Below are 25,544 nucleotides of genomic sequence, written 5' to 3'. Positions count from 1 at the left end.
CGGACCGTCAGAAGCGGTACTGCTGCTCGTCGTACCCCTGGTTCCGCTGCTGCCCGTCGCCCGGGTAGGGGTACTGCTGCTCCGGTGGGAGGTCGCCGCCGTAGGGGATGTCGGTGGTGCGCTGCTGCGGGACCCACACCCCGCCGGGCGGGGTCTCCCCGGCGTAACCGTCCGGCGTGCCGGGGGTGCCCGGGGCGTACGGGTCCTGCCCGTAGCCCTGCGGGTCGTGGGGGGCACCGCCGGGGGCGGCGTAGCCGCCGGTGTCGTAGGCGGCGCCGCCGTAGCCGTGGCTGGTGCCGATGTACGGGTCGGAGTAGGCGGCGTACTGCTGCCCGTTGTTGTCGTAGCCGTAGTCCTGGCCGGTGTAGCCCTGGTAGTCGTAGCCGTAGGACTGGTCGGCGCCCTGCGCGGCGGCCGGCTGCGGCTGCTGGTCGCCGCCGTAGCCGGGGTCGCCGCCGTAGACGCCGTAGGAGCCGGAGTCGTCCGGCATCGGCTGGGGCGCGTAGACGGAGGTGGTCCCGGCGTCGGGCGCGTCGGCCGGGCGGGCCGGGGTGAACACGTCGTCGCCGTCGAACTCCTCGTGGCCCTGGCCCTCGTGGGCGCCGGGAGCGGGAACGGCCTCCTGGAGCTGGGTCGGCGCGTCGTGCAGCGCGTCGGCGGCCTCCGGGCCGGAGACCTCCGGCGACGGCTGCTGGCGCCCGCGTTCGGGACGGCGCCGCTTGCGGGCCAGGCCCGCGGGGGCGTTGACGGCCCAACCGGAGTCGAAGCCCCGGCGGAAGGACAGGGTGACGTAGGTCTGGCCGACCGCGAACGCCGCCGCGCCCAGCGCGATGACGACCACGGACGGGATCAGGACGCCGAGGACGACGCCGAGGAATCCGCCGAAGGCCAGCAGCCGCCAGCGCAGCCGCGCCTTGTACTGCAGCAGGACCTCGCCCAGCAGCCACAGTGCGACGCCGCCGAACGCGATGTAGAGGACCGTCCAGCCCATGTACGCCCCTCTCCCAGTGGCCGCAGTGCAGTGTCTCGCACGACTGGCGACCGGTCTAGACCTGCGGAGGTTGGTGCAGGCCCAGGTTCTCGTAGATTTCCAGGGTCGCCGTGGAACTGTTCAGCGTGATGAAGTGCAGACCCGGCACTCCCTCGGCCAGCAGCCGCGCGCTGAACTCCGTGGCGAACTCGATCCCCATGGAGCGTACAGCGGCCGCGTCCTCCCGTGCCGCGAGGATGCGCTCTTTCAGCTCGTCGGGGAAGGCCGCGGTGCTCAGCCGGGGCAGCCTCTCCAGCATCCTCACACTGGTGACGGGCATGATCTCGGGGATGACCGGGGTCTCGCAGCCGGCCGCGACCACCCTGTCGCGCAGCCGGAGGTAGGACTCGGGGTCGAAGAACATCTGCGTGATCGCGTAGTCCGCGCCGGCCCGGCACTTGTCCACGAAGTGGGCCACGTCCGCGTCCCAGTCCGCGGAGCGCGGGTGCATCTCCGGGAAGGCGGCCACGCCCACGCAGAAGTCACCGGACTCCTTGATGAGCCGGACCAGTTCGGCGGCGTAGGTGAGGCCCTGGGGATGCGGGACCCACTCGCCCATCGGGTCGCCGGGCGGGTCGCCGCGGACCGCGAGCATGTTGCGGATACCGGCGTCGGCGTACTGGCCGATGATGTTGCGCAGTTCCGCGACGGAGTGGTCGACGGCGGTGAGGTGGGCGACCGGGGTCAGCGTGGTGTCGGCCACGATCTGCTCGGTCTCCTTGACCGTCCCGGCCCGGGTCGAACCGCCCGCGCCGTAGGTCACGGAGACGAAGTCGGGGGCGACCGCCTCCACCCGGCGGAGCGCGTTCCACAGATTCTTCTCGCCCTTGGGGGTCTTCGGCGCGGAGAACTCGAACGAGAACGTCGCCTTGCCGGTGGCGAGCATGTCACGCACAGTACGGGCGCGATCCGTCCTGATGGACGCGGTTCCTAGGGCCATACCGGAAGGGTAGCCAGGGGACGGCGGCCCCCCAACCGGATGAGCGACTTTGTCCCGATTTGACGGTTTGGCTGTCCATCCCTTGGACAATTTTCCGGACACCCGGGCCGGGTGGACACCCGGGGCCCGGGGCGGGCCGGCCGCCCGGCCCCGGACCCCGTCAGGCGGCCTCGCGCAGCCGTGCGGCGAAGGCCGCCGCCGCCGCTCCCGGGTCGTCCGCCCCGGTGATCGCGCGGACGACGACGACCCGGCGGGCGCCCGCCTCCAGCACCTCGTCGAGGTTGCCCAGGTCGATGCCGCCGATGGCGAACCAGGGGCGGGCGGTGCCCAGCGCGGCGGTGTACCGCACGAGGTCCAGTCCCGGCGCGTGGCGGCCGGGCTTGGTGGGGGTGGGCCAGCACGGACCGGTGCAGAAGTAGTCCACGCCCTCCTGGACGGCGGCAGCGGCGGCCTCCGCCTCGGCGTGGGTGGACCGCCCGATCAGCACCTCGCCGCCGAGGACGGCGCGGGCGGCGGGGACGGGCAGGTCGCCCTGGCCCAGGTGCAGCACGTCGGCGCGGGCGGCGTGGGCCACGTCCGCGCGGTCGTTGACGGCGAGCAGCCTGCCGTGGCGGGCGCAGGCGTCGGCGAAAACCTCCAGGTGCGCCAGTTCCTCGGCGGCCTCCATGCCCTTGTCGCGCAGCTGCACGATGTCGACGCCGCCAGCCAGCACCGCGTCCAGGAACTCGGGCAGGTCGCCCTGCCGGGTGCGGGCGTCCGTGCACAGGTACAGCAGGGCGCCGGAGAGCCGGTCGCGCGCGGATTCGGGCATAGGAGTCCCCCAGATCGGTGACGGTGTGCGGACGGGCCCCGCCGGGAGGACGCTCGGGGCCGGGACGGTGTGGGGCGGAGCGGGATGGCTCCGGGTGGCCGGGGCGGCGTACGGGCGGGTCGGCGGTCCGCCCGTACGCCGGGTGGTGCCCGGTGGCCGACGCTCCGGCGCGCGCCCGAGCGCGGTGCGCGTGGACGCGGTGCGTGGGAGCGGTGCCCGGGTGCCGTGTCCGGGCGGACGCCCGGGTCAGACGGCGAGTGCCTGGGCCCGGCGCTTCACCTCCGTGCCGCGGTTCTCAGCGAGCGCCTGGGCGGGGGTGCCGGGCAGGCTCGGGTCGGGGGTGAACAGCCACTCCAGCATCTCCTCGGCCGTGAAGCCGTCGTCCCGCAGCAGGGTGAGGGTGCCCACCAGGCCCTTGACGACCTTGTCGTCGTCGATGAAGGCGGCGGGGATGTGCAGCGCGCGGTTCTCCCCGCGCCGGACGGCGATGAGCTGGCCCTCCTTGATGAGCTGCCGGACACGGGTCACCTCGACACCGAGCATCTCGGCGATGTCGGGGACGGTGAGCCAGGCAGGCACGAGCGCATCGGTCTTTGCGTCAGTCTCGGTCACGCTTCCAGCCTGCCACCTTCCACCGACACCGGGAAACCGGCCCCCGTCGGCCCGGGCGCACGCGCGGGGGTCCGGACCGGTGGACCCGGACCGCCGGGGCCCTTCCCCCCGGATCCCGTCGCGATCCCGTCGCGCGCGGAGGCGGTCCGCTCCGCCCGCCCGGACGGGGCCGGTGCGTACGGACGCGCGACGGAGGGGGCGATGCGGGGCGCCGACGAGGGAGGACGGCCCCCGCGGATGTGCGTACGAGGCGCCGCGACCCGCGGTGGCGTCCGCGAGCCCGGCATGATCCAAACGAGAGGCCCTAGACCACGGCCTTCTTGAGGGGGACGGAGGGGTCGGACAGGAGGGCCCGGTCCATGGGGGTGCCCGCCTCGATCAGGCGGCGGCCCTGGGCCAGGTCGCGGGGGCGGCCGACCGCCAGGAGCGCCACCAGCCGGCCCTCGCGCAGCCAGCAGACGGTCCAGGCGGGCCCGGAGGGGTCGCCGCGCCGGACGGTGGTGTCGGCGGACGGGTGGTGTCCGGCGTACTGGACGAAGCGGCCGAACTGCTCGGACCAGAAGTACGGCACCGGGTCGTAGACCTCGGGGGCCTCGCCGGTGGCGGCGCCGGTGATGTTCGAGGCGACCACCCGGGGGCCCTGGAGGGCGTTGTCCCAGTGGTGCACCAGGAGCCGTTCGCCGTAGCGCCGGGAGGGGAAGGAGGCGCAGTCGCCGACCGCGTACACGTCCGGCGCCGAGGTGCGCAGCAGATCGTCGGCGAGGACCTCGCCCCGCTCGCCCAGCGCGATCCCGGACCCGGCGAGCCATCCGGTGGCGGGCCGGGCACCGACGCCGACGAGGACGGCGCCCGCGGGCAGCCGGGTGCCGTCGTCGAGCACCACCTGGCCAGGCTCGACGCGCGCCACCCGGGCCCCGGTGCGCAGCACCACCCCGGCGTCGGCGTACCAGGCGGTCATGTGCGCGGCGATCCCGGCGGGCAGGGCGTCGGACAGCGGCCGGTCGGCGGCCTCCACGACGGTGACGGCGCAGCCCGCCTCGCGCGCGGCGGTGGCGAACTCGGCGCCGATCCAGCCCGCGCCGACGACCACGACGTCGTGCCGGCGGGCGAGGACCGGGCGCAGCCGCTCGGCGTCGTCGAGGGTGCGCAGCAGGTGCACGCCGGGGGTGTCCGCGGTGCCGGGCAGCCGGACCGGTTCGGCGCCGGTGGCCAGGACGAGGACGTCGTACGGCTCGGGGCCGTCGGAGGTGTCCAGGACATGGTCGCCGGGGCGGACTCCGAGCGCCTCGCGGCCGAGACGGAGTCCGACGCCGAGGGACTCGAAGTCGACGTCGAGGGCGGAGCCCTCGGCGGTGCCGAGCAGGACGGCCTTGGACAGCGGCGGCCGGTCGTAGGGCCGGTGGGGCTCGGCCCCGATCAGGGTCACGGCGCCGGTGAACCCCTGCTCCCGCAGCGCGACCGCAGTCTGCACCCCCGCCATTCCCGCGCCGACCACGACCACGCGCCGCGGCGCGTCCGCTCCCGGTTCCCGCCTCTGCTCGCTCACCCGATCACCATAGACACCCGGCGGGGCCGGGGCGGGCGGCACCCGGCACAACCACCGGGACGGAGGCCCGACGGGCCCGGCGGCACCACCCCCCGCCCGGGTCCCCCGGGCCACCCGGCGGTGCCGCCGCCCCCTCCCCGGTGGCGCCCCCGCGCCCCGCCCGGGGCGGTGCCGCGGCTCCCTTACGGGGCCGCGACGGTGAGGACTAGGCTGGCGGGCGTACACACACTCGCGGGAGTCCGGCGCACCGGGCTGAGAGGGAGGCTGGCGGCCTCCGACCGTACGCACCTGATCCGGGTCATGCCGGCGAAGGGAGGAGCTGGACGCCCATGCCGTCCCCAGCTTGCTCTGTCCATGTACCGCCACCGACGCGCACGCCCGACGTGCTGGTCGTCGGGGGCGGGATCATCGGTCTGGTCACCGCCTGGCGGTCCGCGCAGCGCGGACTCGCCACGGCGCTCGTCGACCCCGAGCCGGGCGGCGGGGCCGCCCAGGTGGCGGCCGGGATGCTCGCCGCCGTCACCGAACTGCACCACGGCGAGCAGACCCTGCTCGCGCTCAACCTGGCCTCGGCCCGGCGCTACCCGCGGTTCGCGGCGGAGCTGACCGAGTGCACCGGCCGCGATCTCGGCCACCGCCGCTGCGGCACCCTCGCCGTGGCCCTGGACGCCGACGACCGTGCCCATCTGCGCGAGCTGCACGCCCTCCAGCAGAGCGCCGGGCTGGAGTCCGAGTGGCTCTCGGGGCGGGAGTGCCGGCGCCTGGAGCCGATGCTCGCCCCCGGGGTGCGCGGCGGCCTCCGGGTGGACGGCGACCACCAGATCGATCCCCGCCGGCTCGCCCGGGCCCTGGTCATCGCCTGCGAACGGGCGGGCGTGGCCTTCCACCGGGTGTGGGCCGAGCGGCTCACCGTGGCCGGCGACCGGGCCACCGGCGTCGTCACCGCCGACGGGACCGCCCTGACCGCCGGTCAGACCGTCCTGGCCGGGGGCAGCTTCAGCGGGCGGCTGGCGGGCGTGCCCGAGGAGGTGCGGCCCCCGGTGCGGCCGGTGAAGGGGCAGGTACTGCGGCTGACGATGCCGCGGGCGCACGGCCCGCTGCTGCACCGCACGGTGCGCGCCGTGGTCCGCGGCGGCCACCTCTACCTGGTGCCCCGGGAGAACGGCGAACTGGTCGTCGGCGCCACCAGCGAGGAGCTGGGCTGGGACACCACGGTGACCGCGGGCGGCGTCTACGAACTGCTGCGGGACGCCCACGAGCTGGTGCCCGGCATCACCGAGCTGCCCCTGACCGAGACCCGGGCCGGGCTGCGCCCCGGCTCCCCGGACAACGCCCCGCTGCTCGGCCCCACCGGCCTGCCGGGGCTGCTGCTGGCCACCGGCCACCACCGCAACGGCGTGCTGCTGACCCCCGTCACCGGCGACGCTCTGGGGCACGCCCTGGTCACCGGGGAACTCCCGGACGAGGCCCGCCCCTTCACCCCCCGGCGGTTCGACGCCGCCCCCGTCCTCACGGAGCGGTCCGCATGAACAACCCGCCGCACACCGCGGTCGCCATCTCGGTCAACGGAGAGCCCCGCCGGGTGGCCCCCGGCACGCCCCTGGACGCGGTGGTGGCCACGCTCACCGCGGCGCCCTCCGGGGTGGCCGCCGCCGTCAACGAGGCCGTCGTCCCGAGGAGCCGCTGGGCGTCCACCGCCCTGGCCGAGGGCGACCGCGTCGAGATCCTCACCGCCGTGCAGGGAGGCTGAGATGGCCGACGACCCCCTCGTCCTGGGCGGGCTCTCCCTCACCTCCCGCCTGATCATGGGCACCGGCGGGGCGCCCAGCCCGGAGGTGCTGGAGCGGTCGCTCGCGGCCTCAGGCACGGAGCTGACGACGGTCGCGATGCGCAGGGTGGACCCCTCGGTGCGCGGTTCCGTGCTGTCGGTGCTGGAGCGGCTCGGCATCCGGGTGCTGCCGAACACCGCGGGCTGCTACACCGCCGGGGAGGCCGTCCTGACCGCGCGGCTGGCCCGGGAGGCGCTGGGCACCGACCTGGTCAAGCTGGAGGTGGTCGCGGACGAGCGGACCCTGCTGCCCGACCCCGTCGAGCTGCTGGACGCGGCCGAGACCCTGGTCGACGACGGCTTCACCGTCCTGCCCTACACCAACGACGACCCGGTGCTGGCGCGGAAGCTGGAGGACGTGGGCTGCGCGGCGGTGATGCCGCTCGGCTCCCCCATCGGCTCCGGGCTCGGCATCCGCAACCCGCACAACTTCCAGCTCATCGTGGAGCGGGCCCGGGTGCCGGTCATCCTGGACGCGGGCGCCGGGACGGCGTCGGACGCGGCGCTGGCGATGGAGCTGGGGTGCGCGGGGGTGATGCTCGCCTCGGCGGTGACCCGGGCCCGGGAGCCGGTGCTGATGGCCGCCGCGATGCGCGGGGCGGTGGAGGCCGGCCGGCTGGCGCGGCTCGCGGGCCGGATGCCGCGACGGCACTTCGCCCAGGCGTCCTCCCCGGTGGAGGGCCTGGCGGCGCTCGATCCGGAGCGCCCGGCGTTCGGCTGAGGGACGGCTCCCGGGCCGGGAGGGCGGCGGAGCCCCGGCCCGGGCCGCTGCCGTCCGGGGGCCGGCCCGTGCACGCGTGCCGCACCCCGCGCTCTCGCCCGCGCGTCCCGGAGTCCGGCCCCCGGGAGACGGGCTCCGGGGAGGCGGACTCCGGGACGCGGCCCCGCCTCGAACCCGGCGGGGCGGGATCCCGGGCGCCCGCCCTCCCGGGGTCCGTTCCGCCCCGGCGGCCGTCCCGTCCGCCGCGCCCCGGCCCACGTCACAGGTGGGCCGCAGTACGGGCGGGAACCCCGGCCGGGGCCCCGGTGGGCGCGCGGCGGCTCGTAGACTCGGCCCGTGGACACGACCCTTCAGGACCCTCTGGTCGGGCAGGTGCTCGACGGCCGGTACCGCGTCGACGCGCGGATCGCGGTCGGCGGGATGGCCACGGTCTACCGGGCCGTGGACACCCGCCTGGACCGCGTGCTCGCGCTGAAGGTGATGCATCCGGCGCTGGCGACCGACGCCACGTTCGTCGAGCGGTTCATCCGCGAGGCGAAGTCGGCGGCCCGGCTCGACCACCCCAACGTCGTCCAGGTCTTCGACCAGGGCGCCCAGGGCGCGTACGTCTACCTGGCCATGGAGTACATCGCCGGCTGCACCCTGCGGGACGTGCTGCGCGAGCGGGGCGCGCTGCGTCCGAGGGCCGCGCTGGACATCCTGGAGCCGGTGCTGGCCGCGCTCGGCGCCGCGCACCGGGCCGGGTTCGTGCACCGGGACATGAAGCCGGAGAACGTGCTCATCGGCGACGACGGCCGGGTCAAGGTCGCCGACTTCGGCCTGGTCCGCGCCGTGAACACGGTCACCAGCACCACCGGGGCGGTCCTCGGCACCGTCGCCTACCTGGCACCGGAGCAGATCGAGAAGGGCACCGCCGAGCCGAGGGTCGACGTGTACGCCTGCGGCGTCGTCCTGTACGAGATGCTGACCGGCGGCAAGCCGCACGACGGGGAGTCCCCCGCGCAGATCCTCTACCAGCACCTCCACGAGGACGTGCCGCCGCCGTCGGCCGAGGTGCCGGGGCTGCCGTACGAGCTGGACGGGCTGGTCGCCTCCGCGACCGCGCGGAACCCGGAGGTCCGCCCGCACGACGCGGTGGCGCTGCTCGCCGAGGCGCGCGAGGCGCGGTCCCGGCTGAGCGCGGAGCAGCTCGACGCGGTGCCGCCGGGGGCGCTGGCCGCCGGCCACGACAACGCCGAGGACCGCACCAGTGTGATCCCGCGCCCGCCCGCCGCCGGGCCGTCGGCCAGCGGTGCCGGGGACGACGGCGTGCTGCGCACCAGCCGGCTGGCCGCTCCTCCCCCGCCGCCGCCCCGCCGCCGCGGCCCCGGCGTGCCGCGCGGACCGCTGGCGGTCGTGCTGGCGGTCCTGCTGGTGCTCGGGGTGGGCACGGGGGTGTGGTACATCAGCTCGGGCCAGTTCACCGAGGTGCCGCCGCTGCTGTCCAAGACCGAGGCGCAGGCCCGGGAGCGGCTGGAGTCGGCCGGGCTGGGCGTGGGCACGGTGGGGCACTCCCACAGCGACACGGTCGAGCGCGGCCGGGTCATCGACAGCGACCCCGGGGCCGGCGCCCGCATCCGCAGGAACGGCTCGGTGTCCTTCACCGTCTCGGACGGGCCCCGGACGGTGAAGCTGCCCGACGTGGGCGGCTACCGGCTGGACCGCGCCCGGGCCGCGCTGAAGGACGAGGGGCTGGAGCCCGGCATGGTGACCGAGGAGTTCAGCGAGGACGTGCCCGCGGGCTACGTCGTCGCCACGAAGCCGGGCGCGGACACCTATGTGCGCGGGGGCGCCGCGGTCGCGCTGGTCGTCAGCAAGGGCCGCGCCGTGGAGGTCCCGGACGTGACCGGCGACTCCCTCGACGACGCCCGGGAGGAGCTGGCCGACGCCGGTCTGAAGGTGGAGGTCGCCCCGGGGCGGGTCACCTCCGAGTACGAGGAGGGCGAGGTCGCCCGGCAGAGCCCGGAGGGCGGCGGCGAGGCGGCCGAGGGCGACACGGTGACGCTGACGGTGTCCAAGGGGCCGGAGCTGGTCGAGGTCCCGGACGTGGTCGGGGACAGCGTGGACGACGCCACCCGGGCGCTGAGGGACGCGGGCTTCGAGGTCCGGGAGGAGCGGGGGCTGCTCGGCCTCTTCGGGGACACCGTGAAGAAGCAGTCGGTGGAGGGCGGCGACACCGCGCCCCGGGGCTCCACGGTCACGATCACCATCAGGTGACCGGGCGCGGGGCGGGCGCGGGCCGGGGGCGCGGGCACGTCCGGTCGGGTGATCCCGCATGACACCCTGGACGGGTGACGACACAGCGCACCGCCCTTCCCCGCAACCCCGTCGGCGGCCATGTCCCCGTGGCCGGCGGACTGCACTCCGTCGGGATGTCCTACGCCCGTGAGCTGGGGGCCGAGGCGGTGCAGGTCTTCGTCGCCAATCCGCGCGGCTGGGCCACCCCGGCCGGGAACCCGGCGCAGGACGAGGCGTTCCGGGAGGCGTGCGCCGCCGGGTCGGTGCCCGCGTACGTGCACGCGCCGTACCTGATCAACTTCGGCTCGCACACCGAGGCGACGGTGGAGCGCTCGGTGGAGTCGCTGCGGCACTCGCTGCGGCGGGGCAGGGCGATCGGGGCGCGGGGCGTGGTGGTGCACACGGGCAGCGCGACCGGCGGCCGGGACCGCGCGGTGGCCCTCCGGCAGGTCAGGGAGAAGCTGCTGCCGCTGCTGGAGGAGCTGACCCACGACGACGACCCGTACCTGCTGCTGGAGTCGACGGCCGGGCAGGGGTCCTCGCTGTGCTCCCGGACCTGGGACTTCGGGCCGTACTTCGAGGCGCTGGACGCGCATCCGAGGCTGGGCGTGTGCCTGGACACCTGCCACGTCTTCGCGGCGGGGCACGACCTGACCGGCCCGGACGGGATGCACCGGACACTGGACCTGCTGGTGGGGACGGTGAGCGAGGGGAGGCTGCGGCTGATCCACGCCAACGACTCCCAGGACGTCGCCGGGGCGCGCAAGGACCGCCACGCGAACATCGGCGCCGGGCACATCGGGGAGGACCCGTTCCGGGCGCTGATGACGCACCCGGCGACAAAGGGCGTGCCACTGGTGATCGAGACGCCGGGCGGCCGGGAGGGGCACGCGGCGGACGTGGAGCGGCTGAAGAAGCTGCGCGACGGCTGATCCGGGGCACGGGGCCCGGGGCCGGCCGGGCCGGCCGGCCGCCGCGGGGCCGCGGACGGAGGGCGGGGCCCGCGGACGGGTGCGGGGCAGCGGGAGGCGGTCCGCGGACGGCTCAGAGCTCCGGGCCGTCCCCGGGCTCCTCCTGGTAGGAGTAGCGCTGCTCCCGCCAGGGGTCGCCGATGTTGTGGTAGCCGCGCTCCTCCCAGAAGCCCCGCCGGTCGGCGGTCATGTACTCGACGCCCCGGACCCACTTCGGGCCCTTCCAGGCGTAGAGCTGGGGGACGATCAGGCGGAGCGGGAAGCCGTGCTCGGCGGTGAGCAGCTCACCGTCCTTGTGGGTGGCGAAGAGGGTGCGCTCGGCGGCGAAGTCGGCCAGCCGCAGGTTGGAGCTGAAGCCGTACTCCGCCCACACCATCACATGGGTGACCGAGGGCGCGGGCGGGGCGAGGCCGAGGATGGTGCGGGCCGGGACGCCGCCCCACTCGGCGCCGAGCATGCTGAACCGGGTGACGCAGTGCAGGTCCGCCACGACCGTGGTGTACGGCAGGGCGGTGAACTCGTCGTGGTTCCAGCAGTGCTTCCCGCCGTCGGCCGTGGCGCCGAAGACCCGGAACTCCCAGCGCTCGGGGCGGAACTTGGGAACGGGGCCGTAGTGGGTGACCGGCCAGCCGCGCTGGAGCCGCTGCCCCGGCGGAAGCTCGAACCGCGGGGCTTCCTCCGTACCGCCTTCTCCCGACGCGCGTTCCACCGGCTGACCCATGTCTCCATCCTGACAGACCGGGACCGATGCCCCCGCTCGGGGTCACCCGAACACGGACAGAGGACGACCAATGCGTGCAAGCGTGCACGTACTCACTAAGTCAAGACTTACTGGACGATCTTCCCCTCCGGTGCAATCATGCGGCGCAACCCTCCTGTTCCCGCTGGAAGGAGTCCCACACGATGCAGGGCGACCCCGAGGTCATCGAGTTCCTCAACGAACAGCTCACCGCCGAGCTGACCGCGATCAACCAGTACTTCCTGCACTCCAAGCTGCAGGACCACAAGGGCTGGACGAAGCTGGCGAAGTACACCCGCGCCGAGTCCTTCGACGAGATGCGCCACGCCGAGCTGCTCACCGACCGCATCCTGCTGCTGGACGGGCTGCCGAACTACCAGCGGCTGTTCCACGTCCGGGTGGGCCAGTCGGTGACCGAGATGTTCCAGGCCGACCGCGAGATCGAGATCGAGGCGATCGACCGGCTGCGCCGCGGCGTCGAGGTGATGCGGGCCAAGAGCGACATCACGTCGGCCAACATCTTCGAGGCGATCCTCGCCGACGAGGAGCACCACATCGACTACCTGGAGACCCAGCTCGACCTGATCGAGAAGCTGGGCGAGTCGCTGTACCTGTCGACGGTCATCGAGCAGTCCCAGCCGGACGCCTCGGGACCGGGCACGGACGGCTTCTCGTCCCACTGACCGGGACGGGCGGGCCGCCGGCGCCGGGCCGGACCCGGCAGGGGGCCGCTCAGGCGGCTTCGGGGAGGCCGGTCCCGGGAAGTTCCGCGAGAACCGGTCCGCCCCGGTCGGCGACGGTCCGGCGGGGGCAGGCGCCGCGGCCCAGCAGGGCCTGGATGCGCCGGACGCAGCCGCCGCAGTCGGTGCCGGCCTTGCAGGCGGAGGCGATCTGCCGAGGCGTGCAGGCGCCCGCCTCCGCGTGGTTCCTCACCTGTTCCTCGGTCACACCGAAGCAGCTGCAGACGAACACGCGGTTCACCTCCCGACGGGATCGATCAGTGGCGCCGCCCCGATTGATCGGTGAGGCAAACCTAACCTTACCCATGTCGGCGGAGGTGCGACAGGGAAAGGGGCGCGGATCGGCTGTGACCCGCGCCCCACTCCGTGCCGTGCCGCCCCGCGCACGGGGCGCGCACGGGCCGGGCCTCACTGGTCCCGGTACATCTCCGCGACGAGGAACGCCAGGTCCAGCGACTGGCTGCGGTTGAGCCGCGGGTCGCAGGCCGTCTCGTAGCGCTGGTGCAGGTCGTCGACGAAGATCTCGTCGCCGCCGCCCACGCACTCGGTGACGTCGTCGCCGGTCAGCTCCACGTGGATGCCGCCCGGGTGGGTGCCGAGGCCCTTGTGGACCTCGAAGAAGCCCTTGACCTCGTCGAGCACGTCGTCGAAGCGCCGGGTCTTGTGACCCGAGGCCGCCTCGAAGGTGTTGCCGTGCATCGGGTCCGTCACCCAGGCCACCACGGCGCCGGACGCGGTGACCTTCTCGACCAGCTCGGGGAGCTTGTCGCGGACCTTGTCGGCGCCCATGCGGACGATGAAGGTCAGCCGGCCGGGCTCGCGGTCGGGGTCGAGGCGCTCGATGTACTGCAGCGCCTCCTCGGCCGTGGTGCTGGGGCCGAGCTTGATGCCGATCGGGTTGCTGATCCGGGAGGCGAACTCGATGTGCGCGTGGTCGAGCTGCCGGGTGCGCTCACCGATCCACACCATGTGCCCGGAGACGTCGTAGAGGTTCCCGGTGCGCGAGTCGACGCGGGTCAGCGCGGACTCGTAGTCGAGGAGCAGCGCCTCGTGGGAGGCGAAGAACTCGACGGTCCGGAACTCCTCCGGGTCGGTGCCGCAGGCCCGCATGAAGTGCAGCGCGTTGTCGATCTCCCGGGCGAGCTGCTCGTAGCGCTGGCCGGACGGGGAGGACTTCACGAAGTCCTGGTTCCACGCGTGCACCTGGCGCAGGTCGGCGTAGCCGCCGGTGGTGAAGGCGCGCACCAGGTTCAGCGTCGAGGCCGAGGCGTGGTACATCCGCTTGAGCCGCTGCGGGTCGGGCACCCGGTCGGCCTCGGTGAACGCGAAGCCGTTGACCGAGTCGCCGCGGTAGGTCGGCAGGGTCACGCCGTCGCGGGTCTCGGTGGGCTTGGAGCGCGGCTTGGAGTACTGGCCGGCGATCCGGCCGACCTTCACCACGGGCACGGACGCGGCGTAGGTGAGGACGGCGCCCATCTGGAGCAGCGTCTTCAGCTTGGCCCGGATGTGCTCGGCCGACACCGCGTCGAACGACTCCGCGCAGTCACCGCCCTGGAGCAGGAACGCCTCGCCCCGGGCGACCGCGGCCATCCGCCCGCGCAACTGGTCGCACTCACCGGCGAAGACCAGCGGGGGATAGGTGCCCAGCTCGGCGATCACATCGCGCAGGGCCTCGGCGTCCGGGTACTCGGGCTGCTGCGCCGCAGGCAGGCTTCGCCACGTCGCCTCGGCGGCGACACTTCGGGAATCAGCGTTGACGGTCACGCTCCAAACAGTACGCGGTCGGCCGGGGTGCACCGCCGCCCGCCCAGTCCGTGAGACGGCACTGTCCGGACACGGTCCGTCACGACCGCCACCCGCCCGATCGTGTACGCTGCCCGCCATGTTCGCGCACTCGACCCGTTCCTGGTGGTGGACCGCTCATCCGGCGGCCCACTGACTGCGCGTACGCACGACTTTCGCGAAGGCCGCCCCGAGGGGCGGCCTTCGGTGTCTCCGCGGCCGGGACCGTCCCTCTCCTCCACGACGAGAAGGACCCGGATCACATGAACCCGCTCGACACCCTCGCGGCCGGCACCCGGCCGTTCGCCCTGCTGCGCCGCCGCTCCCCCGGCCGCGACCACGACGTGGTGGAGCTGCTGACCGGACCGGTCACCGAGCACGCCCGGCTGGCGTCGCTGCCCGACGAGGGGCTGGCCCTCGTCCCCTTCCGGCAGATCCGCGAGCGCGGCTTCGACGTCCGCGACGACGGCACGCCGCTGCTGGTGCTCACCCCCGAGGAACGGCACGAGGTGCCGCTGGCCGAGGCACTCGACGCGCTCCCGGGGCACGCGGTGCGCGTCGAGGACGGCGGCTTCGACACCGGCGACGAGGAGTACGCCGCGATCGTGCGGCGGGTGCTGGAGGAGGAGATCGGCCGGGGCGAGGGCGCCAACTTCGTGATCCGGCGCACGTACCGGGGCACCGTCCCGGGCTTCGGGCGGGCCGACGCGCTGGCGCTGTTCCGGCGGCTGCTGGAGACCGAGCGGGGCGCGTACTGGACGTTCGTCGTGCACACCGGGGAGCGGACGCTGGTCGGGGCGAGCCCCGAGGCGCATGTGCGGATGTCCGGCGGGACGGTCGTGATGAACCCGATCAGCGGCACCTACCGCTATCCCGCCGGGGACCCCTCCCCGGAGCACCTGCTGGAGTTCCTCGCCGACGCCAAGGAGATCGAGGAGCTCTCGATGGTGGTCGACGAGGAGCTGAAGATGATGTGCGACGTCGGGGACATGGGCGGGGTCGTCGTCGGTCCGCGGCTGCGGGAGATGGCGCATCTCGCGCACACCGAGTACGAGCTGCGCGGCCGGTCCTCGCTGGACGTGCGCGAGGTGCTGCGGCGGACCCTGTTCGCGGCGACGGTGACCGGCTCGCCGGTGCAGAACGCCTGCCGGGTCATCGAACGGCACGAGAGCGGGGGGCGCGGCTACTACGCCGGGGCGCTGGCGCTGCTCGGGCGGGACGCGGGCGGTGCCCGGACCCTCGACTCCCCCATCCTCATCCGCACCGCCGACATCGACGCCGCCGGGCGGCTGCGGGTGCCGGTCGGCGCGACCCTGGTGCGCGGCTCGGACCCGGCCGGCGAGGTCGCGGAGACGCACGCCAAGGCGGCCGGGGTGCTGGCGGCGCTGGGGGCGCGTCCCGCGCGGCCCCGCACCGGGGCGGCGCGGCCCCGGCTCGCCGACGACCCCCGGGTGCGGGCGGCACTGGACGGGCGCCGGGCCGCGCTGGCGCCGTTCTGGCTGCGGATGCGGGAGCCGGTGCCGGCGGACGCCGGACACGCCCTGGTGGTGGACGCGGAGGACACCTTCACGGCGATGCTCGCGCACCTGCTGCGCTCGGCCGGGTACGCGGTGGACGTCCGGCGCCACGACGAGCCGGGGCTGCGCGGGGCGGTGCGCGGGCACCGCGGGCTGCTGGTGCTCGGGCCCGGACCCGGCGATCCGGCGGACGCCGCCGACCCGAGGATGCGCCTGCTGCGGGCGCTGACCGCCGAGGCGCTGCGGGAGCACCGGCACGGGCTCCTCGGGGTCTGCCTCGGGCACGAGCTGATCGCGGCCGAGCTGGGGCTGGACATCGTCCGCAAGGAGGTGCCGTACCAGGGGGCGCAGACGGAGATCGACCTGTTCGGACGGACGGAGACGGTCGGCTTCTACAACAGCTTCGTGGCCCGCTGCGACGACGGGCGGGCCGCCGCGCTGGCCGCGCGGGGCGTCGAGGTCAGCCGGAGCCCGGGGCACGAGGTGCACGCGCTGCGCGGGCCCGGGTTCGCCGGGACGCAGTTCCACCCCGAGTCGGTGCTGACGCTCGACGGGGCGGCGCTGGTGCGGGAGCTGGCCGGTCAGGCGCGCGGCACCAGCACGTTCTCCGAGCGGCGCCCGACCCGGTAGTCCGCGACGTTGCGCACGGTGGCGTCGATGATCTGGCCGACGGCGTCCCGGGTGTAGTACGCCTGGTGGGAAGTGACCAGGACGTTGGGGAAGGTGACCAGGCGGGCCAGGGTGTCGTCCTCGACGGGCTCCAGGGACTTGTCGAGGTAGAACAGGCCCGCCTCCGCCTCGTACACGTCCAGGCCGACCCCGGTGAAGCGGCCCGCGCGCAGCTCCCCGACCAGGGCGGCGGCGTCGACCAGTCCGCCGCGGCTGGAGTTGACGAGGATGGCGTCGTCCTTCATCGACTTCAGCGCGGCGGCGTCGATCAGGTGCCGGGTCTCGGGCATCAGCGGAACGTGCAGGGTGATCAGGTCGGACTCGGCGAGCAGCCGCTCCCGGGTGACGTACTCCATGCCGAGCGCGGCGCAGGCCGGGTTCTCGGCGACGTCCCAGCCGAGCAGGCGCATGCCGAAGCCGTGGGCGATCCGGGCGAACGCCTCGCCGATCTTCCCGGTGCCGAGCACCCCGGCGGTGCGGCCGTGCAGGTCGCGGCCCATCAGCCCGTCGAGCCGGAAGTCGAAGTCGCGGGTGCGGTTGGAGGCCCGCACGATGCGGCGGTTGACGGCCGTCGCGAGGGTCCAGGCGAACTCGGCGACCGAGAACGGGGAGTAGTACGAGACCCGTGCGACGGTCAGCCCGAGCCGCTCGGCCGCGGCCAGGTCGATGTTGTTGAAGCCGGTGGAGCGCTGGGCGATCAGCCGGGTGCCCCCTGCCGCGAGGATCTCCAGCACCGGGGCGCCGAGCACCGCGTTGACGGACGAGGAGACGATCTCGTGGCCGGCCGCGATGGGGGCGGTGTCCTCGGTGAGGAAGACGTCCAGGCAGCGGATCTCCTCCAGGCCGAGGAACGCCCGCTCGATCAGGGGCTTCTCGTCGGCCTGCACGCCGAAGGCGAGGATCTCCACGGACACTCCCGGATCGCCGGTCGGTCCGGACGGCCGCCCGGACCCGGGCCCGAATATACGGCGCGCGGCCGTCCGGCGCCGGACGGAACGGGGGCCGGGCGTGCCCGGCGTGGCGGGGCACGGACCGTGGCCGGACGGACCCACCCGGTGTGCCCGGCACGGGCGCGGGCCGGAATGCCCAGCGGCGTGTCCGGTGCGCAGGCGCGAGCGGTACCGGGACGGGCCTGCCCGGCGCACGGGGGGCCGGGCGGTGCCGGGGCGGGAGCGCGGGCCGGGACCGCCGGGGGCCGTGCCCGGTGTGCCGGGGCGGGCGGGCCGGACGGCGCGGGGAGGGTGCCCGGTCTACCGGGCAGGCCAGGCGGCGCCACGGGCGGCAACCGGGGCGGGGCCGCGGGCCGGGACCGCCGGGGACCGTGCCCGGTGTGCCGGGGGCGGGGCCGGGCGGCACGAGGAGAGTGCCCGGTGTGGCGGGGCGAGCCGGGCGGCGCCGTGGGCGGCAGCCGGGGCGGGGCCGCGGGCCGGGACCGCCGGGGGCCGTGCCCGGTGTACAGGGGCGGGCTGGACGGCGCGGGGAGGGTGCCCGGTGTGCCGGGGCAGGCCGGGCGGCGCCATGGGCGGCAGCCAGGCCGGGAGCGCGGGCCGGGACCGCCGGGGCCCCGTGCCCGGTGTGCCGGGGGCGGGCCGGGCGCGGCACGGGGAAGGTACCCGGTGTGCCAGGGCGGGCCGGGGGCGGCGGGGCTCAGTCGGTGTCGAGTCCGCGCTCTATGGCGTAGCGGACCAGCTCCACCCGGTTGTGCAGCTGGAGCTTGCCCAGGGTGTTCTGGACGTGGTTCTGCACGGTGCGGTGGGAGATCACCAGGCGTTCCGCGATCTGCTTGTAGCCCAGGCCCTTGGCGACCAGCCGCAGCACCTCGGTCTCCCGGTCGGTGAGCCGGGGGGCGCCCGGCTCACCGGTGCCGGACGCCGGGGCCGGCTCCGAGGCGAGGCGGCGGTACTCGCCGAGGACCAGGCCGGCCAGGCCGGGGGTGAAGACCGGGTCCCCGGCGGCCGTGCGGCGCACCGCTTCCTGGAGTTCCTCGGTGGAGGCCGACTTCAGGAGGTAGCCGGTGGCGCCGGACTTGACCGCCTCCAGCACGTCGGCGTGCTCACCGCTGGCGGAGAGCACCAGGACGCGCAGCGAGGGATCGGCGCCGACGGCCTCCTTGCAGACCAGCGCGCCGGGCTTGCCGGGCAGGTTGAGGTCGAGGACGAGGACGTCGGGCCGGACCGCCCGGGCACGGCGCACCGCCTGGTCGCCGTCGCCCGCCGTGGCGACCACCTCGAAGCCGGACTCGGCCAGGTCGCGGGCGACCGCGTCGCGCCACATCGGGTGGTCGTCGACGACCATGACCCTGATCGGCCGCTGCTCTTCACTCATGGCCCGCTGCCTTCCCCCGGACGTGGATCCCGCCGGTGTTCGTCGATGCCTTCGGTACCTTCCGCGCGCCCGCGCCACCCGCGTGCCCGCGCCGCTGCCGTCCGCGGGCCCGGTCGCCGCCGCGCCCTCAGGTCCTCCTGGGGACCCTCAGTTCGACCTCCGTGCCCTGGCCGGGCACCGAGATCAGCTCGGCGGTGCCGCCGAGGTCCCGCAGCCGCCCCCGGATGGACAGGGCCACGCCGAGCCGCCCCTGGCCCTCCGCCTCCGCGAGCCGCCCCTCGGGGATGCCGGGGCCCTCGTCCCGGACGGTGACGACCACCCCGTCCGGCTCGTCCTCGACCAGCAGCCAGGCGCGGGCGTCCGCGCCCACGTGGCGGCGGACGTTGTCCAGAGCGGCGCCGACGGCCGCGGCCAGCTCCCGCGCCGCCGCCGGGGCCATCGGCACCGGGGTGCCCGGCTCGGCCAGGTGCACCCGGGCGCCCGCGTACGGGGCGAGCAGCGCGCGCAGGTCCACCGGGGCGTCCGGGGCGTCCTCCTCCGGCTCATCCACCACGCGGACCACCGCGCCGTCGGTGCTGTCCTCGGAGACCCGGGAGACGGGCACCAGCCCGCCGGAGACCAGGGTGCGCAGCGCGACCTCCTGCTCCCCCGCCATCCGGCCCAGCTCGGCCGCCTCGCCGCCGATGACGGCGCCGCGCCGCTGCACCATCGCCAGCACCTGGAGCACCCCGTCGTGGATGTCCCGGGCGAGCCGCTCCCGCTCCCTGGTCGCCGCCTCGATCTCCAGGGCGCGGGCGAGGGTGCGCTCGGAGGCGCGGGCGACCTCGACGACGTAGCCGATGGCGATGGAGGCGATCCAGACGAGGAGGACGTTGTGCAGGGTGTCGCGGGCGAAGGTGCCGCGCTCGGCCAGGTTGGCGGCGGCGACCAGGGTGGAGGCGAGGGCCGCCCAGCGCCAGCCGCCCTTGAGGGCGAAGGCCAGCACCGAACCGGCGGTCCATATCGACGGCAGGGTCGGGCCGCCCCCCATGACCCGCTCCGGGTCGTCGGTGAAGGGGGTCAGGAGGATGCCGGTGAGCGCGACGGTCAGGTCGGCGGCGAGGAACCGCTTGGTGCAGCTCGCCGCGTTGGCGACGCGGGGCAGGGTGGCGAGGGTCCAGACGAGGAGGACGGTGTAGTAGCCGACGGCCGGCCAGGGGCGGACGAAGCCGGAGTGGGCGGTGGCGAAGAAGCCGATGGCGTACAGCATGGTGAGCACGCGGTACCCGGCGAGCGCGCGCCACATCGGCAGCTCGACCGACATCCTCATGACCCTCGCGCGACCGGCCATCCGCCCCGCCCCCCGTCCCCGCTCCTCGCTGTGCCCCGCCCCGGCGCTACCGCGCGGGCCGGTCCCTCTCCTCCCGGGCGAGCGACGCCCGGGCCCCCCGGCCCGCGTCCTTCTCCGCCCGCCCGGCCTCCCGGCCGGCCTTCGCCGCCTCCATGAGCTGCCGCTTCATCGCGGTCGCGTACACGTCGACGTACTCCTGGCCGGAGAGCTTCATGATCTCGTACATGACCTCGTCGGTCAGCGCCCGCAGGACGAAGCGGTCGTGCTCCATGCCCTGGTAGCGGCTGAAGTCGAGGGGGCGGCCGATGCGGATGCCGGGCCGCATCAGCTTGGGCACGACCTTCCCCGGCGGCTGGATCTTCTCGGTGTCGATCATGGCGACGGGAACGACCGGCGCGCCCGTCGCCAGCGCCACCCGGGCGAGGCCGCCGGGCTTGCCCCGGTAGAGGCGGCCGTCCGGGGAGCGGGTGCCCTCCGGGTAGATGCCGAACAGCTCGCCGTGCTCCAGGACCTCGATGCCGCTCCGGATGGCGGCCTCCCCCGCGCCCCGGGCCCCCGAGCGGTCCACCGGGAGCTGGCCGACGCCCTTGAAGAACGCCGCCGTCAGCCTGCCCTTGACGCCCGGGGTGTTGAAGTACTCCGCCTTGGCGATGAAGGTGACCTTGCGGTCCAGGACGGCGGGGAGGAAGAAGGAGTCGGAGAAGGACAGGTGGTTGCTGGCCAGGATGGCGGGCCCGTGGGCCGGGATGTGCTCGCGGCCCTCCACCCAGGGACGGAAGGCGAGCTTCAGCGAACCCCCGATGGTGAGCTTCATCGCGCCGTACAACAACCGAATGCCTCCCGTATGCGTGGGTCGACCTTATCCCGGGGGACCGTCAATGGCCCCGACGGCCCTGGTCGGTGTCGGTGTCGTCGCGTACGGTGAAGTACCCGCACGTACCGCACCCCCGCGCCGGCTGCGCCGGCCCCCCACGACAGGAGACCGACCCGTGCCGGTCCTGCCCGGAGCCGAGCCGTACCGCCACGAGGGCGGTGACACCGGCGTGCTCCTCTGCCACGGCTTCACCGGCTCCCCGCAGTCCCTGCGCCCCTGGGCCCGGTACCTGGCGGCGCGCGGTCTGACCGTCTCGCTGCCACTGCTGCCGGGCCACGGCACCCGCTGGCAGGACATGCAGCGCACCGGCTGGCAGGACTGGTACGCCGAGGTGGACCGGGAGCTGCGCGCCCTGCGCGGGCGCTGTGCCCGGGTCTTCGTGGCCGGGCTGTCCATGGGCGGCGCCCTGGCACTGCGGCTGGCAGCGCGGCACGGGGACGCGGTGAACGGCGTGATGGTGGTCAACCCGGCCAACCGGATGCACGGGGCGGCCCGGCACGCGCTGCCGGTGCTGCGCCATGTGCTGCCCTCGACGCGGGGCATCGCCAGTGACATCGCGAAGCCGGGGGCCGAGGAGCTGGGGTACGACCGGGTGCCGCTGCACGCCGCGTACTCGCTGCGCTCGTTCTTCCGTCTCGTCGACGGCGAACTGCCGCAGGTGACCCAGCCGTTGCTGCTGATGCGCAGCCCGCGGGACCATGTCGTGCCGCCGGCCGACGCGGCGCGCGTGCTGGGCCGGGTGTCGTCGGCGGACGTGACGGAGATCCTGCTGGAACAGAGCTACCACGTGGCGACGTTGGACCATGACGCGGACCGGATCTTCGCGCGGAGCGTCGCGTTCATCGGCCGGCTCGCGCCCGGTGCGGTGGGGGAACCGGTGCCCGGTCTCGGTGAGGAAGGGACGACAGCAGGTGGCTGAGTACGAGTCCGAACGCGAGGACCGGGAGGACCGGGAGAGCGGGGAGCGCCGGGACGAGGCGGCCCGGGGCCAGGGCGTGCCGTTCGACGAGGACGCCGCCTGGCAGTCCATCGTCGCCGGGTACGGGCAGGAGCCGCCGGACCCGCCGGGCGCCAAGCCGTTCAAGTCGGTGGAGGACCTGGCGCTGCTGGAGGCGGAGCCCAACGACGGGAAGCCGGACCCGGAGCCGGAGGCGTCGCCCGCGGCCCGGCCGCTGGGCAGCTCGATCGCCTTCGCGCCCGGGGTCGGCCCGCGCGACCACAGTCTGGCCGAGGCGTCCGAGGACGACTTCGACGAGGACGACGAGGGCCACTTCGTACCGCCCGAGCCGCCCCCGATGGCCGGTGGCGACGCCACCGACCGGTTCGCCTGGCTGGGTGTGCTCGGCGGTCCGGTGCTCCTGCTGCTGGCGGTGCTGCTGTCCTGGGACATGACCTGGTGGCTGACGACGCTCAGCATCGGCGGCTTCCTCGGCGGTGTCGCGACGCTGGTGACGCGGATGCGCACGGACGAGGACGACGAGGACCCGGGGCGCGGGGCCGTGGTCTAGGCCCTGTCCGACGGTTGCCGTCGTCGCCCCGGGGCGGCCGCGCGGCGTCGTCCGCGTACTCCCGGCGCGCGGGCCCCAGGGCTTCGTCCGGGACGTACTCGGGGCCGGGGCCGGTGCGGCGAGAGTGCGTGCACGGCCTCGTGAGGCGGACGGGAATCCTCGGACAGGTCTCAGGCCCTGTCGTCGCCCCTCCCCCGTCCGCGCGGGCGGGTCCGGCGGCGTCCGATGGGTGCTCCCGGTGGCCCCGGCCCGGTGGGCAGGGCCCACCGGCCCGCCGCGCCGCCGTCCGGCCGGGGCCGGGCGCGGTCCCGGCCTCCCGCCGGGCGGGCGCCGGTGACGCGGCCTCAGGCCGCGGGGACGCGGAGGGCGGCCAGGACCGGCAGATGGTCCGTGGCCGCCCGCAGATCGGCCGCCGCCACCCCGGGCAGCCCCGACGGCACCCCGCAGCCCAGCACCTCGACGCCCGCGGTGGCGAAGACCGCGTCCACGCGCCGCCGGGGGTCGGCCGGGGTGAAGGTGTGCTCGCCGCCCCAGGGTGCGACGGTCCGGCAGTCCCGCAACTCCTCGCCGAACCGCTCGAAGACCGGGCCGCCGGGGGCCTCGTTGAGGTCGCCGCCCACCACGGCGTGCTTCACGTCCAGCCCGGCGAGGGCGTCGAGGACCAGCCCGGCCTGCGCGTGGCGCTCCCGCGGGTCCAGGGAGAGGTGGCAGCCGATGACGCCGAGCCGGGCGCCACCGATCCGGACCACGGCCGTGGCCAGGCCCCGGCGGTGCCGCCCGGGGACGAGCGGGAGCAGCAGGTCCCCGGTCCGCTCCACGGTGGCCCGCAGCGAGCAGAGCAGGGCCGGACCGGCGGCCGTGCCGCCTCCGGAGAGGATCACCAGGCCGGAGGCCGCGGCGAGCCGGGCGAGCTTCTTGCGCCAGCGGAAGAAGCGGGGGGCCTCCTGGAGGAGGACCAGATCGGGGGTGCAGGCGGCGATGACCCGGGCGAGCGCGCCGGTGTCGTCGCGCAGCGAGCGGACGTTGTAGCTGAGCACCCGGACGACCGCGGAACCGTCGGTCTCGGTACGGGAGTTGGGGAGCGGGGGGAGGGAGGTGGGCGTGGCCATGCGCGCCAATCTACGCCGCGTCCACCCACCACACCCGCTGGTCACGCCGGGTACGGCGCCGACCGGAAGACCCCGGACACCCGACGCACACCGGCACGGCCCGCCCGACAGCAGCCGGGAGGGCGGGGCCGCCAGGTGGAGACCGGAACGGGCACACCGGACCGGGACCGGCACGGTCGCACCTGGCGGACACCGGCGGGACACCGGACACGTCCGACGGGGAGCGGTCCACCCTGGTGGACACCAGGAGCAGCGGAACGGGGGCGGGTACGCCCGGCCGCGGGCAAGGGCCGGACGTGCCCCGGAGGTGCGGAACCCGGAGGTGCGTGCGAGCGAGCGCGCGGGTCCCGGAGGCGCGGGACCCGGGGTCCGGTCCGGCCCGGGCCGTCACATGATCGGGTCGGGCTCCCGGGCCAGGTCGGCCGCGCCCACCAGCCCCGCCTTGTTGCCCAGGCGCGCGGCGATGACCTCGGCGACGGGGCGCCAGTTGCCGCCGACCAGCCAGCGCTTGTAGGACTTGCGGATCGGGTCGAGGACCAGCTCGCCCTCGTCCGAGAGGCCGCCGCCGACGATGAAGGCGGACGGGTCGAACAGCGAGGCCAGGTCCGCGAGGCCGGCGCCGGCCCAGCGCGCCAGCTCCCGGTAGGAGTCGACGGCGACCGGGCAGCCCTGCCGGGCGGCGACGGAGATGTGCTTGCCCTCGATGCCGTCGGGGGTGCCGTCGCCCAGCGCGAGCAGCAGCTCGGCGCGCTCGGGGGTGGCGCGGGCGCGCTGCCTGGCGTAGCGGACGAGGGCGCGGCCGGAGGCGTACTGCTCCCAGCAGCCCTGGGAGCCGCAGCCGCAGAGCAGGCCGTCGGGCACCATGCGGATGTGGCCGAACTCGGCGGCGACGCCGAAGTGCCCGCGCCGCAGCTTGTTGCCGATGATGATGCCGCCGCCGAGGCCGGTGCCGAGGGTGATGCAGATGACGTTGCGGTGGCCCTTGCCCGCGCCGAAGCGGTACTCGCCCCAGGCGGCGGCGTTGGCGTCGTTCTCCACGACCACGGGGAGGCCGACGCGGGCCTCGACCTTCTCCTTGAGCGGTTCCTGGCGCCAGTCGATGTTGGGCGCGAAGTAGACCGTGGACCGGTGGCGGTCGACGTATCCCGCGGCGCCGATGCCCACGCCGACGATCTCGTGCCCCGAGCGGGCGCCCTCCACTGCGGAGGCGATGGCGTCCACGATCGCCTCGGGGGTACCGGGGGTCGGCACCTTGAAGGTGGAGAGGATGGCGCCTTCCTCGTCGACCACGCCGGCCGCGATCTTCGTGCCGCCGATGTCGACGCCGATGGTGAGTCCCATGAATCCCTCAGTTCGGTCGAGCCCGCTACGGCCAACCGTACCCGAGCCACCGCAGCCGGGAGGGCGCCGTCCGCAGGCCCCCCGCCCCTCGGACGGAGGCCCGGCGGGCATGCCGGAAGAGGCGCCGGCCACCGCGCCTGGACGGCCCCCGGCGCGGTGGCCGGGAGCGGGCCGGAGGGCGTCAGTCCAGGTCGATGCGGCGGCCCGGACCGGTGCCGTCGTCCCCGCCGTCGTCCCCGTCCCCGCCGGGCCCGTCCCCGTCGCGGGCGTCCGGGTCGCGGGTGTCGCGCGGGTCCTCCCCGGAGGTCCAGCGGGCCTCCTGGCCGCGCACGGCCGAGCGGTAGGCGGCGAGGATCTCGCCCCCGGCCGCCGCGAGGTGGTCGAAGACATCCGGGTTGCGCTCGATGACGGGCTCCACGGCGGCCCGGGCCTGCTGGACGACCTGCCGGACCACCTGCTGTGCGGCGGGCCCGGCGAACGGGCCGAACGGCGGCGGCTGGAGGCCGGAGAGCTTGTCGGCGACGGTCTCGACGAGCCGCCGCAGCTCCTCGGCGGCGGAGCCGGGCGGCGCTCCCCGGTCGGCCCGGCGGCGGGCCCGCTCGGCCTCCAGGTCCTCGGCGCAGGCGGTGGCCCAGGCGTCGGCGTCGGTCGCGCGGACCCGGTCGCCGTCGGCGCGGGCGGACCGGGCGGAGGACGCGGTCGGCCCGGACGGCGCCCCGGACGCCTCCTGCGGCTCGGACGCCCCGGGGCCCTCGGACGCTCCCGACGGCTCCGGCGGTCCGGACGGCCGGTTCCCGGCCGGGTCGGTCCCGTCCGGGCGGTCCGCCTCGGACGGGGGGAGGTCTTCGCTCATGACGGGCTCCTGATGACGGTT

At 75.3% G+C, this 25,544-nt stretch carries 24 protein-coding genes and 1 riboswitch; of the genes, 9 read left to right on the top strand and 15 right to left on the bottom strand.

The genetic code is table 11. From position 1 onward, the window contains the following. Nucleotides 1-7 precede the first annotated feature (7 nt). The 5 genes from GTY84_RS06690 to GTY84_RS06670 all read right to left on the bottom strand — a co-directional run bounded on the left by GTY84_RS06690 (nucleotide 8) and on the right by GTY84_RS06670 (nucleotide 4,939). Nucleotides 8-991, bottom strand: a complete 984-nt coding sequence (locus GTY84_RS06690) for a hypothetical protein (RefSeq protein ID WP_161225167.1) — start codon at nucleotides 989-991, stop codon at nucleotides 8-10. A gap of 55 nt (nucleotides 992-1,046) precedes the next feature. Next, a complete protein-coding gene (gene metF / locus GTY84_RS06685) occupies nucleotides 1,047-1,970 on the bottom strand; it encodes a methylenetetrahydrofolate reductase [NAD(P)H] (protein ID WP_161225166.1) in 924 nt (307 codons plus the stop codon). Between the two features lie 160 nt (nucleotides 1,971-2,130). Continuing rightward, nucleotides 2,131-2,781 carry a thiamine phosphate synthase gene (gene thiE / locus GTY84_RS06680; protein ID WP_161225165.1) on the bottom strand — a complete coding sequence of 217 codons (651 nt, stop codon included), beginning with the start codon at nucleotides 2,779-2,781 and terminating at the stop codon, nucleotides 2,131-2,133. A 246-nt stretch (nucleotides 2,782-3,027) separates the two neighbouring features. Next, nucleotides 3,028-3,393 (bottom strand): Rv2175c family DNA-binding protein, encoded by a 366-nt coding sequence (locus tag GTY84_RS06675; protein ID WP_161225164.1) that lies wholly within the window; start codon nucleotides 3,391-3,393, stop codon nucleotides 3,028-3,030. A gap of 304 nt (nucleotides 3,394-3,697) precedes the next feature. Beyond that, the gene (locus GTY84_RS06670; RefSeq protein ID WP_345943355.1) at nucleotides 3,698-4,939 is read right to left on the bottom strand and encodes an FAD-dependent oxidoreductase; all 1,242 of its coding nucleotides are present in this window, start codon (nucleotides 4,937-4,939) and stop codon (nucleotides 3,698-3,700) included. Between the two features lie 221 nt (nucleotides 4,940-5,160). After that, nucleotides 5,161-5,272: riboswitch (TPP riboswitch) on the top strand. Between GTY84_RS06670 and thiO the strand changes: the two genes are divergently transcribed. The 5 genes from thiO (at nucleotide 5,269) to GTY84_RS06645 (ending at nucleotide 10,697) form a co-directional block, all read left to right on the top strand. Then, nucleotides 5,269-6,468 carry a glycine oxidase ThiO gene (gene thiO / locus GTY84_RS06665; protein WP_161225163.1) on the top strand — a complete coding sequence of 400 codons (1,200 nt, stop codon included), beginning with the start codon at nucleotides 5,269-5,271 and terminating at the stop codon, nucleotides 6,466-6,468. (Overlaps the previous riboswitch by 4 nt.) Continuing rightward, complete coding sequence (gene thiS, locus GTY84_RS06660) at nucleotides 6,465-6,689, top strand: sulfur carrier protein ThiS (protein ID WP_161225162.1); 225 nt, start codon at nucleotides 6,465-6,467, stop codon at nucleotides 6,687-6,689. Before thiO ends, thiS begins: the two co-directional genes overlap by 4 nt. Nucleotide 6,690: 1 nt before the next feature. Next, a complete protein-coding gene (locus GTY84_RS06655; RefSeq protein ID WP_161225161.1) occupies nucleotides 6,691-7,488 on the top strand; it encodes a thiazole synthase in 798 nt (265 codons plus the stop codon). A 336-nt stretch (nucleotides 7,489-7,824) separates the two neighbouring features. After that, nucleotides 7,825-9,744: a Stk1 family PASTA domain-containing Ser/Thr kinase gene (gene pknB, locus GTY84_RS06650; protein WP_161225160.1), complete on the top strand. Its 1,920-nt coding sequence runs from the start codon at nucleotides 7,825-7,827 to the stop codon at nucleotides 9,742-9,744. Between the two features lie 74 nt (nucleotides 9,745-9,818). Further along, nucleotides 9,819-10,697 carry a deoxyribonuclease IV gene (locus tag GTY84_RS06645; RefSeq protein ID WP_161225159.1) on the top strand — a complete coding sequence of 293 codons (879 nt, stop codon included), beginning with the start codon at nucleotides 9,819-9,821 and terminating at the stop codon, nucleotides 10,695-10,697. Nucleotides 10,698-10,809: 112 nt separating this feature from the next. Here GTY84_RS06645 and GTY84_RS06640 read toward each other — a convergent pair whose 3' ends face one another. After that, entirely contained in the window at nucleotides 10,810-11,457 is a 648-nt protein-coding gene (locus tag GTY84_RS06640; protein WP_161225158.1) for a sulfite oxidase-like oxidoreductase, read from the bottom strand. A 182-nt stretch (nucleotides 11,458-11,639) separates the two neighbouring features. On the opposite strand from GTY84_RS06640, the gene bfr reads away from it, so the two are divergent. Then, nucleotides 11,640-12,158, top strand: coding sequence for a bacterioferritin (gene bfr / locus GTY84_RS06635; protein WP_161225157.1), 519 nt, complete (start codon nucleotides 11,640-11,642; stop codon nucleotides 12,156-12,158). 49 nt (nucleotides 12,159-12,207) lie between these two features. On the opposite strand, the gene GTY84_RS06630 is transcribed toward bfr, so the two are convergent. Both GTY84_RS06630 and GTY84_RS06625 read right to left on the bottom strand, forming a co-directional pair. After that, nucleotides 12,208-12,456 carry a (2Fe-2S)-binding protein gene (locus tag GTY84_RS06630; RefSeq protein ID WP_345943354.1) on the bottom strand — a complete coding sequence of 83 codons (249 nt, stop codon included), beginning with the start codon at nucleotides 12,454-12,456 and terminating at the stop codon, nucleotides 12,208-12,210. A gap of 167 nt (nucleotides 12,457-12,623) precedes the next feature. Beyond that, entirely contained in the window at nucleotides 12,624-13,979 is a 1,356-nt protein-coding gene (locus tag GTY84_RS06625; RefSeq protein WP_161225155.1) for a 3-deoxy-7-phosphoheptulonate synthase class II, read from the bottom strand. Nucleotides 13,980-14,260: 281 nt separating this feature from the next. Here GTY84_RS06625 and GTY84_RS06615 point away from each other — a divergent pair, with 281 nt between their 5' ends. After that, nucleotides 14,261-16,144 (top strand): anthranilate synthase family protein, encoded by a 1,884-nt coding sequence (locus GTY84_RS06615; RefSeq protein ID WP_161225153.1) that lies wholly within the window; start codon nucleotides 14,261-14,263, stop codon nucleotides 16,142-16,144. Here GTY84_RS06615 and GTY84_RS06610 read toward each other — a convergent pair. The 4 genes from GTY84_RS06610 to GTY84_RS06595 all read right to left on the bottom strand — a co-directional run bounded on the left by GTY84_RS06610 (nucleotide 16,096) and on the right by GTY84_RS06595 (nucleotide 20,652). Further along, nucleotides 16,096-17,091 (bottom strand): 2-hydroxyacid dehydrogenase, encoded by a 996-nt coding sequence (locus tag GTY84_RS06610; RefSeq protein ID WP_161225402.1) that lies wholly within the window; start codon nucleotides 17,089-17,091, stop codon nucleotides 16,096-16,098. The genes GTY84_RS06615 and GTY84_RS06610 overlap by 49 nt on opposite strands. Nucleotides 17,092-17,830: 739 nt before the next feature. Beyond that, nucleotides 17,831-18,508: a response regulator transcription factor gene (locus GTY84_RS06605; protein ID WP_161225152.1), complete on the bottom strand. Its 678-nt coding sequence runs from the start codon at nucleotides 18,506-18,508 to the stop codon at nucleotides 17,831-17,833. A gap of 127 nt (nucleotides 18,509-18,635) precedes the next feature. After that, nucleotides 18,636-19,838, bottom strand: a complete 1,203-nt coding sequence (locus tag GTY84_RS06600) for a DUF5931 domain-containing protein (protein WP_161225151.1) — start codon at nucleotides 19,836-19,838, stop codon at nucleotides 18,636-18,638. 46 nt (nucleotides 19,839-19,884) lie between these two features. Further along, nucleotides 19,885-20,652 (bottom strand): lysophospholipid acyltransferase family protein, encoded by a 768-nt coding sequence (locus tag GTY84_RS06595; protein WP_202549990.1) that lies wholly within the window; start codon nucleotides 20,650-20,652, stop codon nucleotides 19,885-19,887. Nucleotides 20,653-20,827: 175 nt separating this feature from the next. Here GTY84_RS06595 and GTY84_RS06590 point away from each other — a divergent pair, with 175 nt between their 5' ends. Further along, a complete protein-coding gene (locus GTY84_RS06590) occupies nucleotides 20,828-21,631 on the top strand; it encodes an alpha/beta fold hydrolase (protein ID WP_161225149.1) in 804 nt (267 codons plus the stop codon). After that, nucleotides 21,624-22,220, top strand: coding sequence for a hypothetical protein (locus tag GTY84_RS06585; protein WP_161225148.1), 597 nt, complete (start codon nucleotides 21,624-21,626; stop codon nucleotides 22,218-22,220). The genes GTY84_RS06590 and GTY84_RS06585 overlap by 8 nt, the downstream gene beginning before the upstream one ends. A gap of 344 nt (nucleotides 22,221-22,564) precedes the next feature. Here GTY84_RS06585 and GTY84_RS06580 read toward each other — a convergent pair whose 3' ends face one another. The 3 genes from GTY84_RS06580 to GTY84_RS06570 all read right to left on the bottom strand — a co-directional run bounded on the left by GTY84_RS06580 (nucleotide 22,565) and on the right by GTY84_RS06570 (nucleotide 25,523). Next, nucleotides 22,565-23,329 (bottom strand): endonuclease/exonuclease/phosphatase family protein, encoded by a 765-nt coding sequence (locus GTY84_RS06580; protein ID WP_161225147.1) that lies wholly within the window; start codon nucleotides 23,327-23,329, stop codon nucleotides 22,565-22,567. 387 nt (nucleotides 23,330-23,716) lie between these two features. Further along, nucleotides 23,717-24,670 carry an ROK family glucokinase gene (locus GTY84_RS06575; protein WP_161225146.1) on the bottom strand — a complete coding sequence of 318 codons (954 nt, stop codon included), beginning with the start codon at nucleotides 24,668-24,670 and terminating at the stop codon, nucleotides 23,717-23,719. A gap of 181 nt (nucleotides 24,671-24,851) precedes the next feature. Further along, nucleotides 24,852-25,523: a DUF5304 family protein gene (locus GTY84_RS06570; protein ID WP_161225145.1), complete on the bottom strand. Its 672-nt coding sequence runs from the start codon at nucleotides 25,521-25,523 to the stop codon at nucleotides 24,852-24,854. Nucleotides 25,524-25,544 lie beyond the last annotated feature (21 nt).

Origin of the sequence: Streptomyces sp. SID8352 (assembly GCF_009862265.1) — a bacterium.
Lineage (GTDB): Bacteria > Actinomycetota > Actinomycetes > Streptomycetales > Streptomycetaceae > Streptomyces.
The sequence above is the reverse complement of the archived record's forward strand: the minus strand, read 5'-3'. Positions and strand labels throughout refer to the sequence as shown.

Coding starts and splice junctions, on each gene's coding strand:
- GTY84_RS06690 (WP_161225167.1), bottom strand. CDS start 991: ATGGGCTGGACGGTCCTCTACATCGCGTTCGGCGGCGTCGCACTGTGG.
- metF (WP_161225166.1), bottom strand. CDS start 1,970: ATGGCCCTAGGAACCGCGTCCATCAGGACGGATCGCGCCCGTACTGTG.
- thiE (WP_161225165.1), bottom strand. CDS start 2,781: ATGCCCGAATCCGCGCGCGACCGGCTCTCCGGCGCCCTGCTGTACCTG.
- thiO (WP_161225163.1), top strand. CDS start 5,269: ATGCCGTCCCCAGCTTGCTCTGTCCATGTACCGCCACCGACGCGCACG.
- thiS (WP_161225162.1), top strand. CDS start 6,465: ATGAACAACCCGCCGCACACCGCGGTCGCCATCTCGGTCAACGGAGAG.
- GTY84_RS06655 (WP_161225161.1), top strand. CDS start 6,691: ATGGCCGACGACCCCCTCGTCCTGGGCGGGCTCTCCCTCACCTCCCGC.
- GTY84_RS06640 (WP_161225158.1), bottom strand. CDS start 11,457: ATGGGTCAGCCGGTGGAACGCGCGTCGGGAGAAGGCGGTACGGAGGAA.
- bfr (WP_161225157.1), top strand. CDS start 11,640: ATGCAGGGCGACCCCGAGGTCATCGAGTTCCTCAACGAACAGCTCACC.
- GTY84_RS06615 (WP_161225153.1), top strand. CDS start 14,261: ATGAACCCGCTCGACACCCTCGCGGCCGGCACCCGGCCGTTCGCCCTG.
- GTY84_RS06605 (WP_161225152.1), bottom strand. CDS start 18,508: ATGAGTGAAGAGCAGCGGCCGATCAGGGTCATGGTCGTCGACGACCAC.
- GTY84_RS06600 (WP_161225151.1), bottom strand. CDS start 19,838: ATGGCCGGTCGCGCGAGGGTCATGAGGATGTCGGTCGAGCTGCCGATG.
- GTY84_RS06595 (WP_202549990.1), bottom strand. CDS start 20,652: ATGAAGCTCACCATCGGGGGTTCGCTGAAGCTCGCCTTCCGTCCCTGG.
- GTY84_RS06580 (WP_161225147.1), bottom strand. CDS start 23,329: ATGGCCACGCCCACCTCCCTCCCCCCGCTCCCCAACTCCCGTACCGAG.
- GTY84_RS06575 (WP_161225146.1), bottom strand. CDS start 24,670: ATGGGACTCACCATCGGCGTCGACATCGGCGGCACGAAGATCGCGGCC.
- GTY84_RS06570 (WP_161225145.1), bottom strand. CDS start 25,523: ATGAGCGAAGACCTCCCCCCGTCCGAGGCGGACCGCCCGGACGGGACC.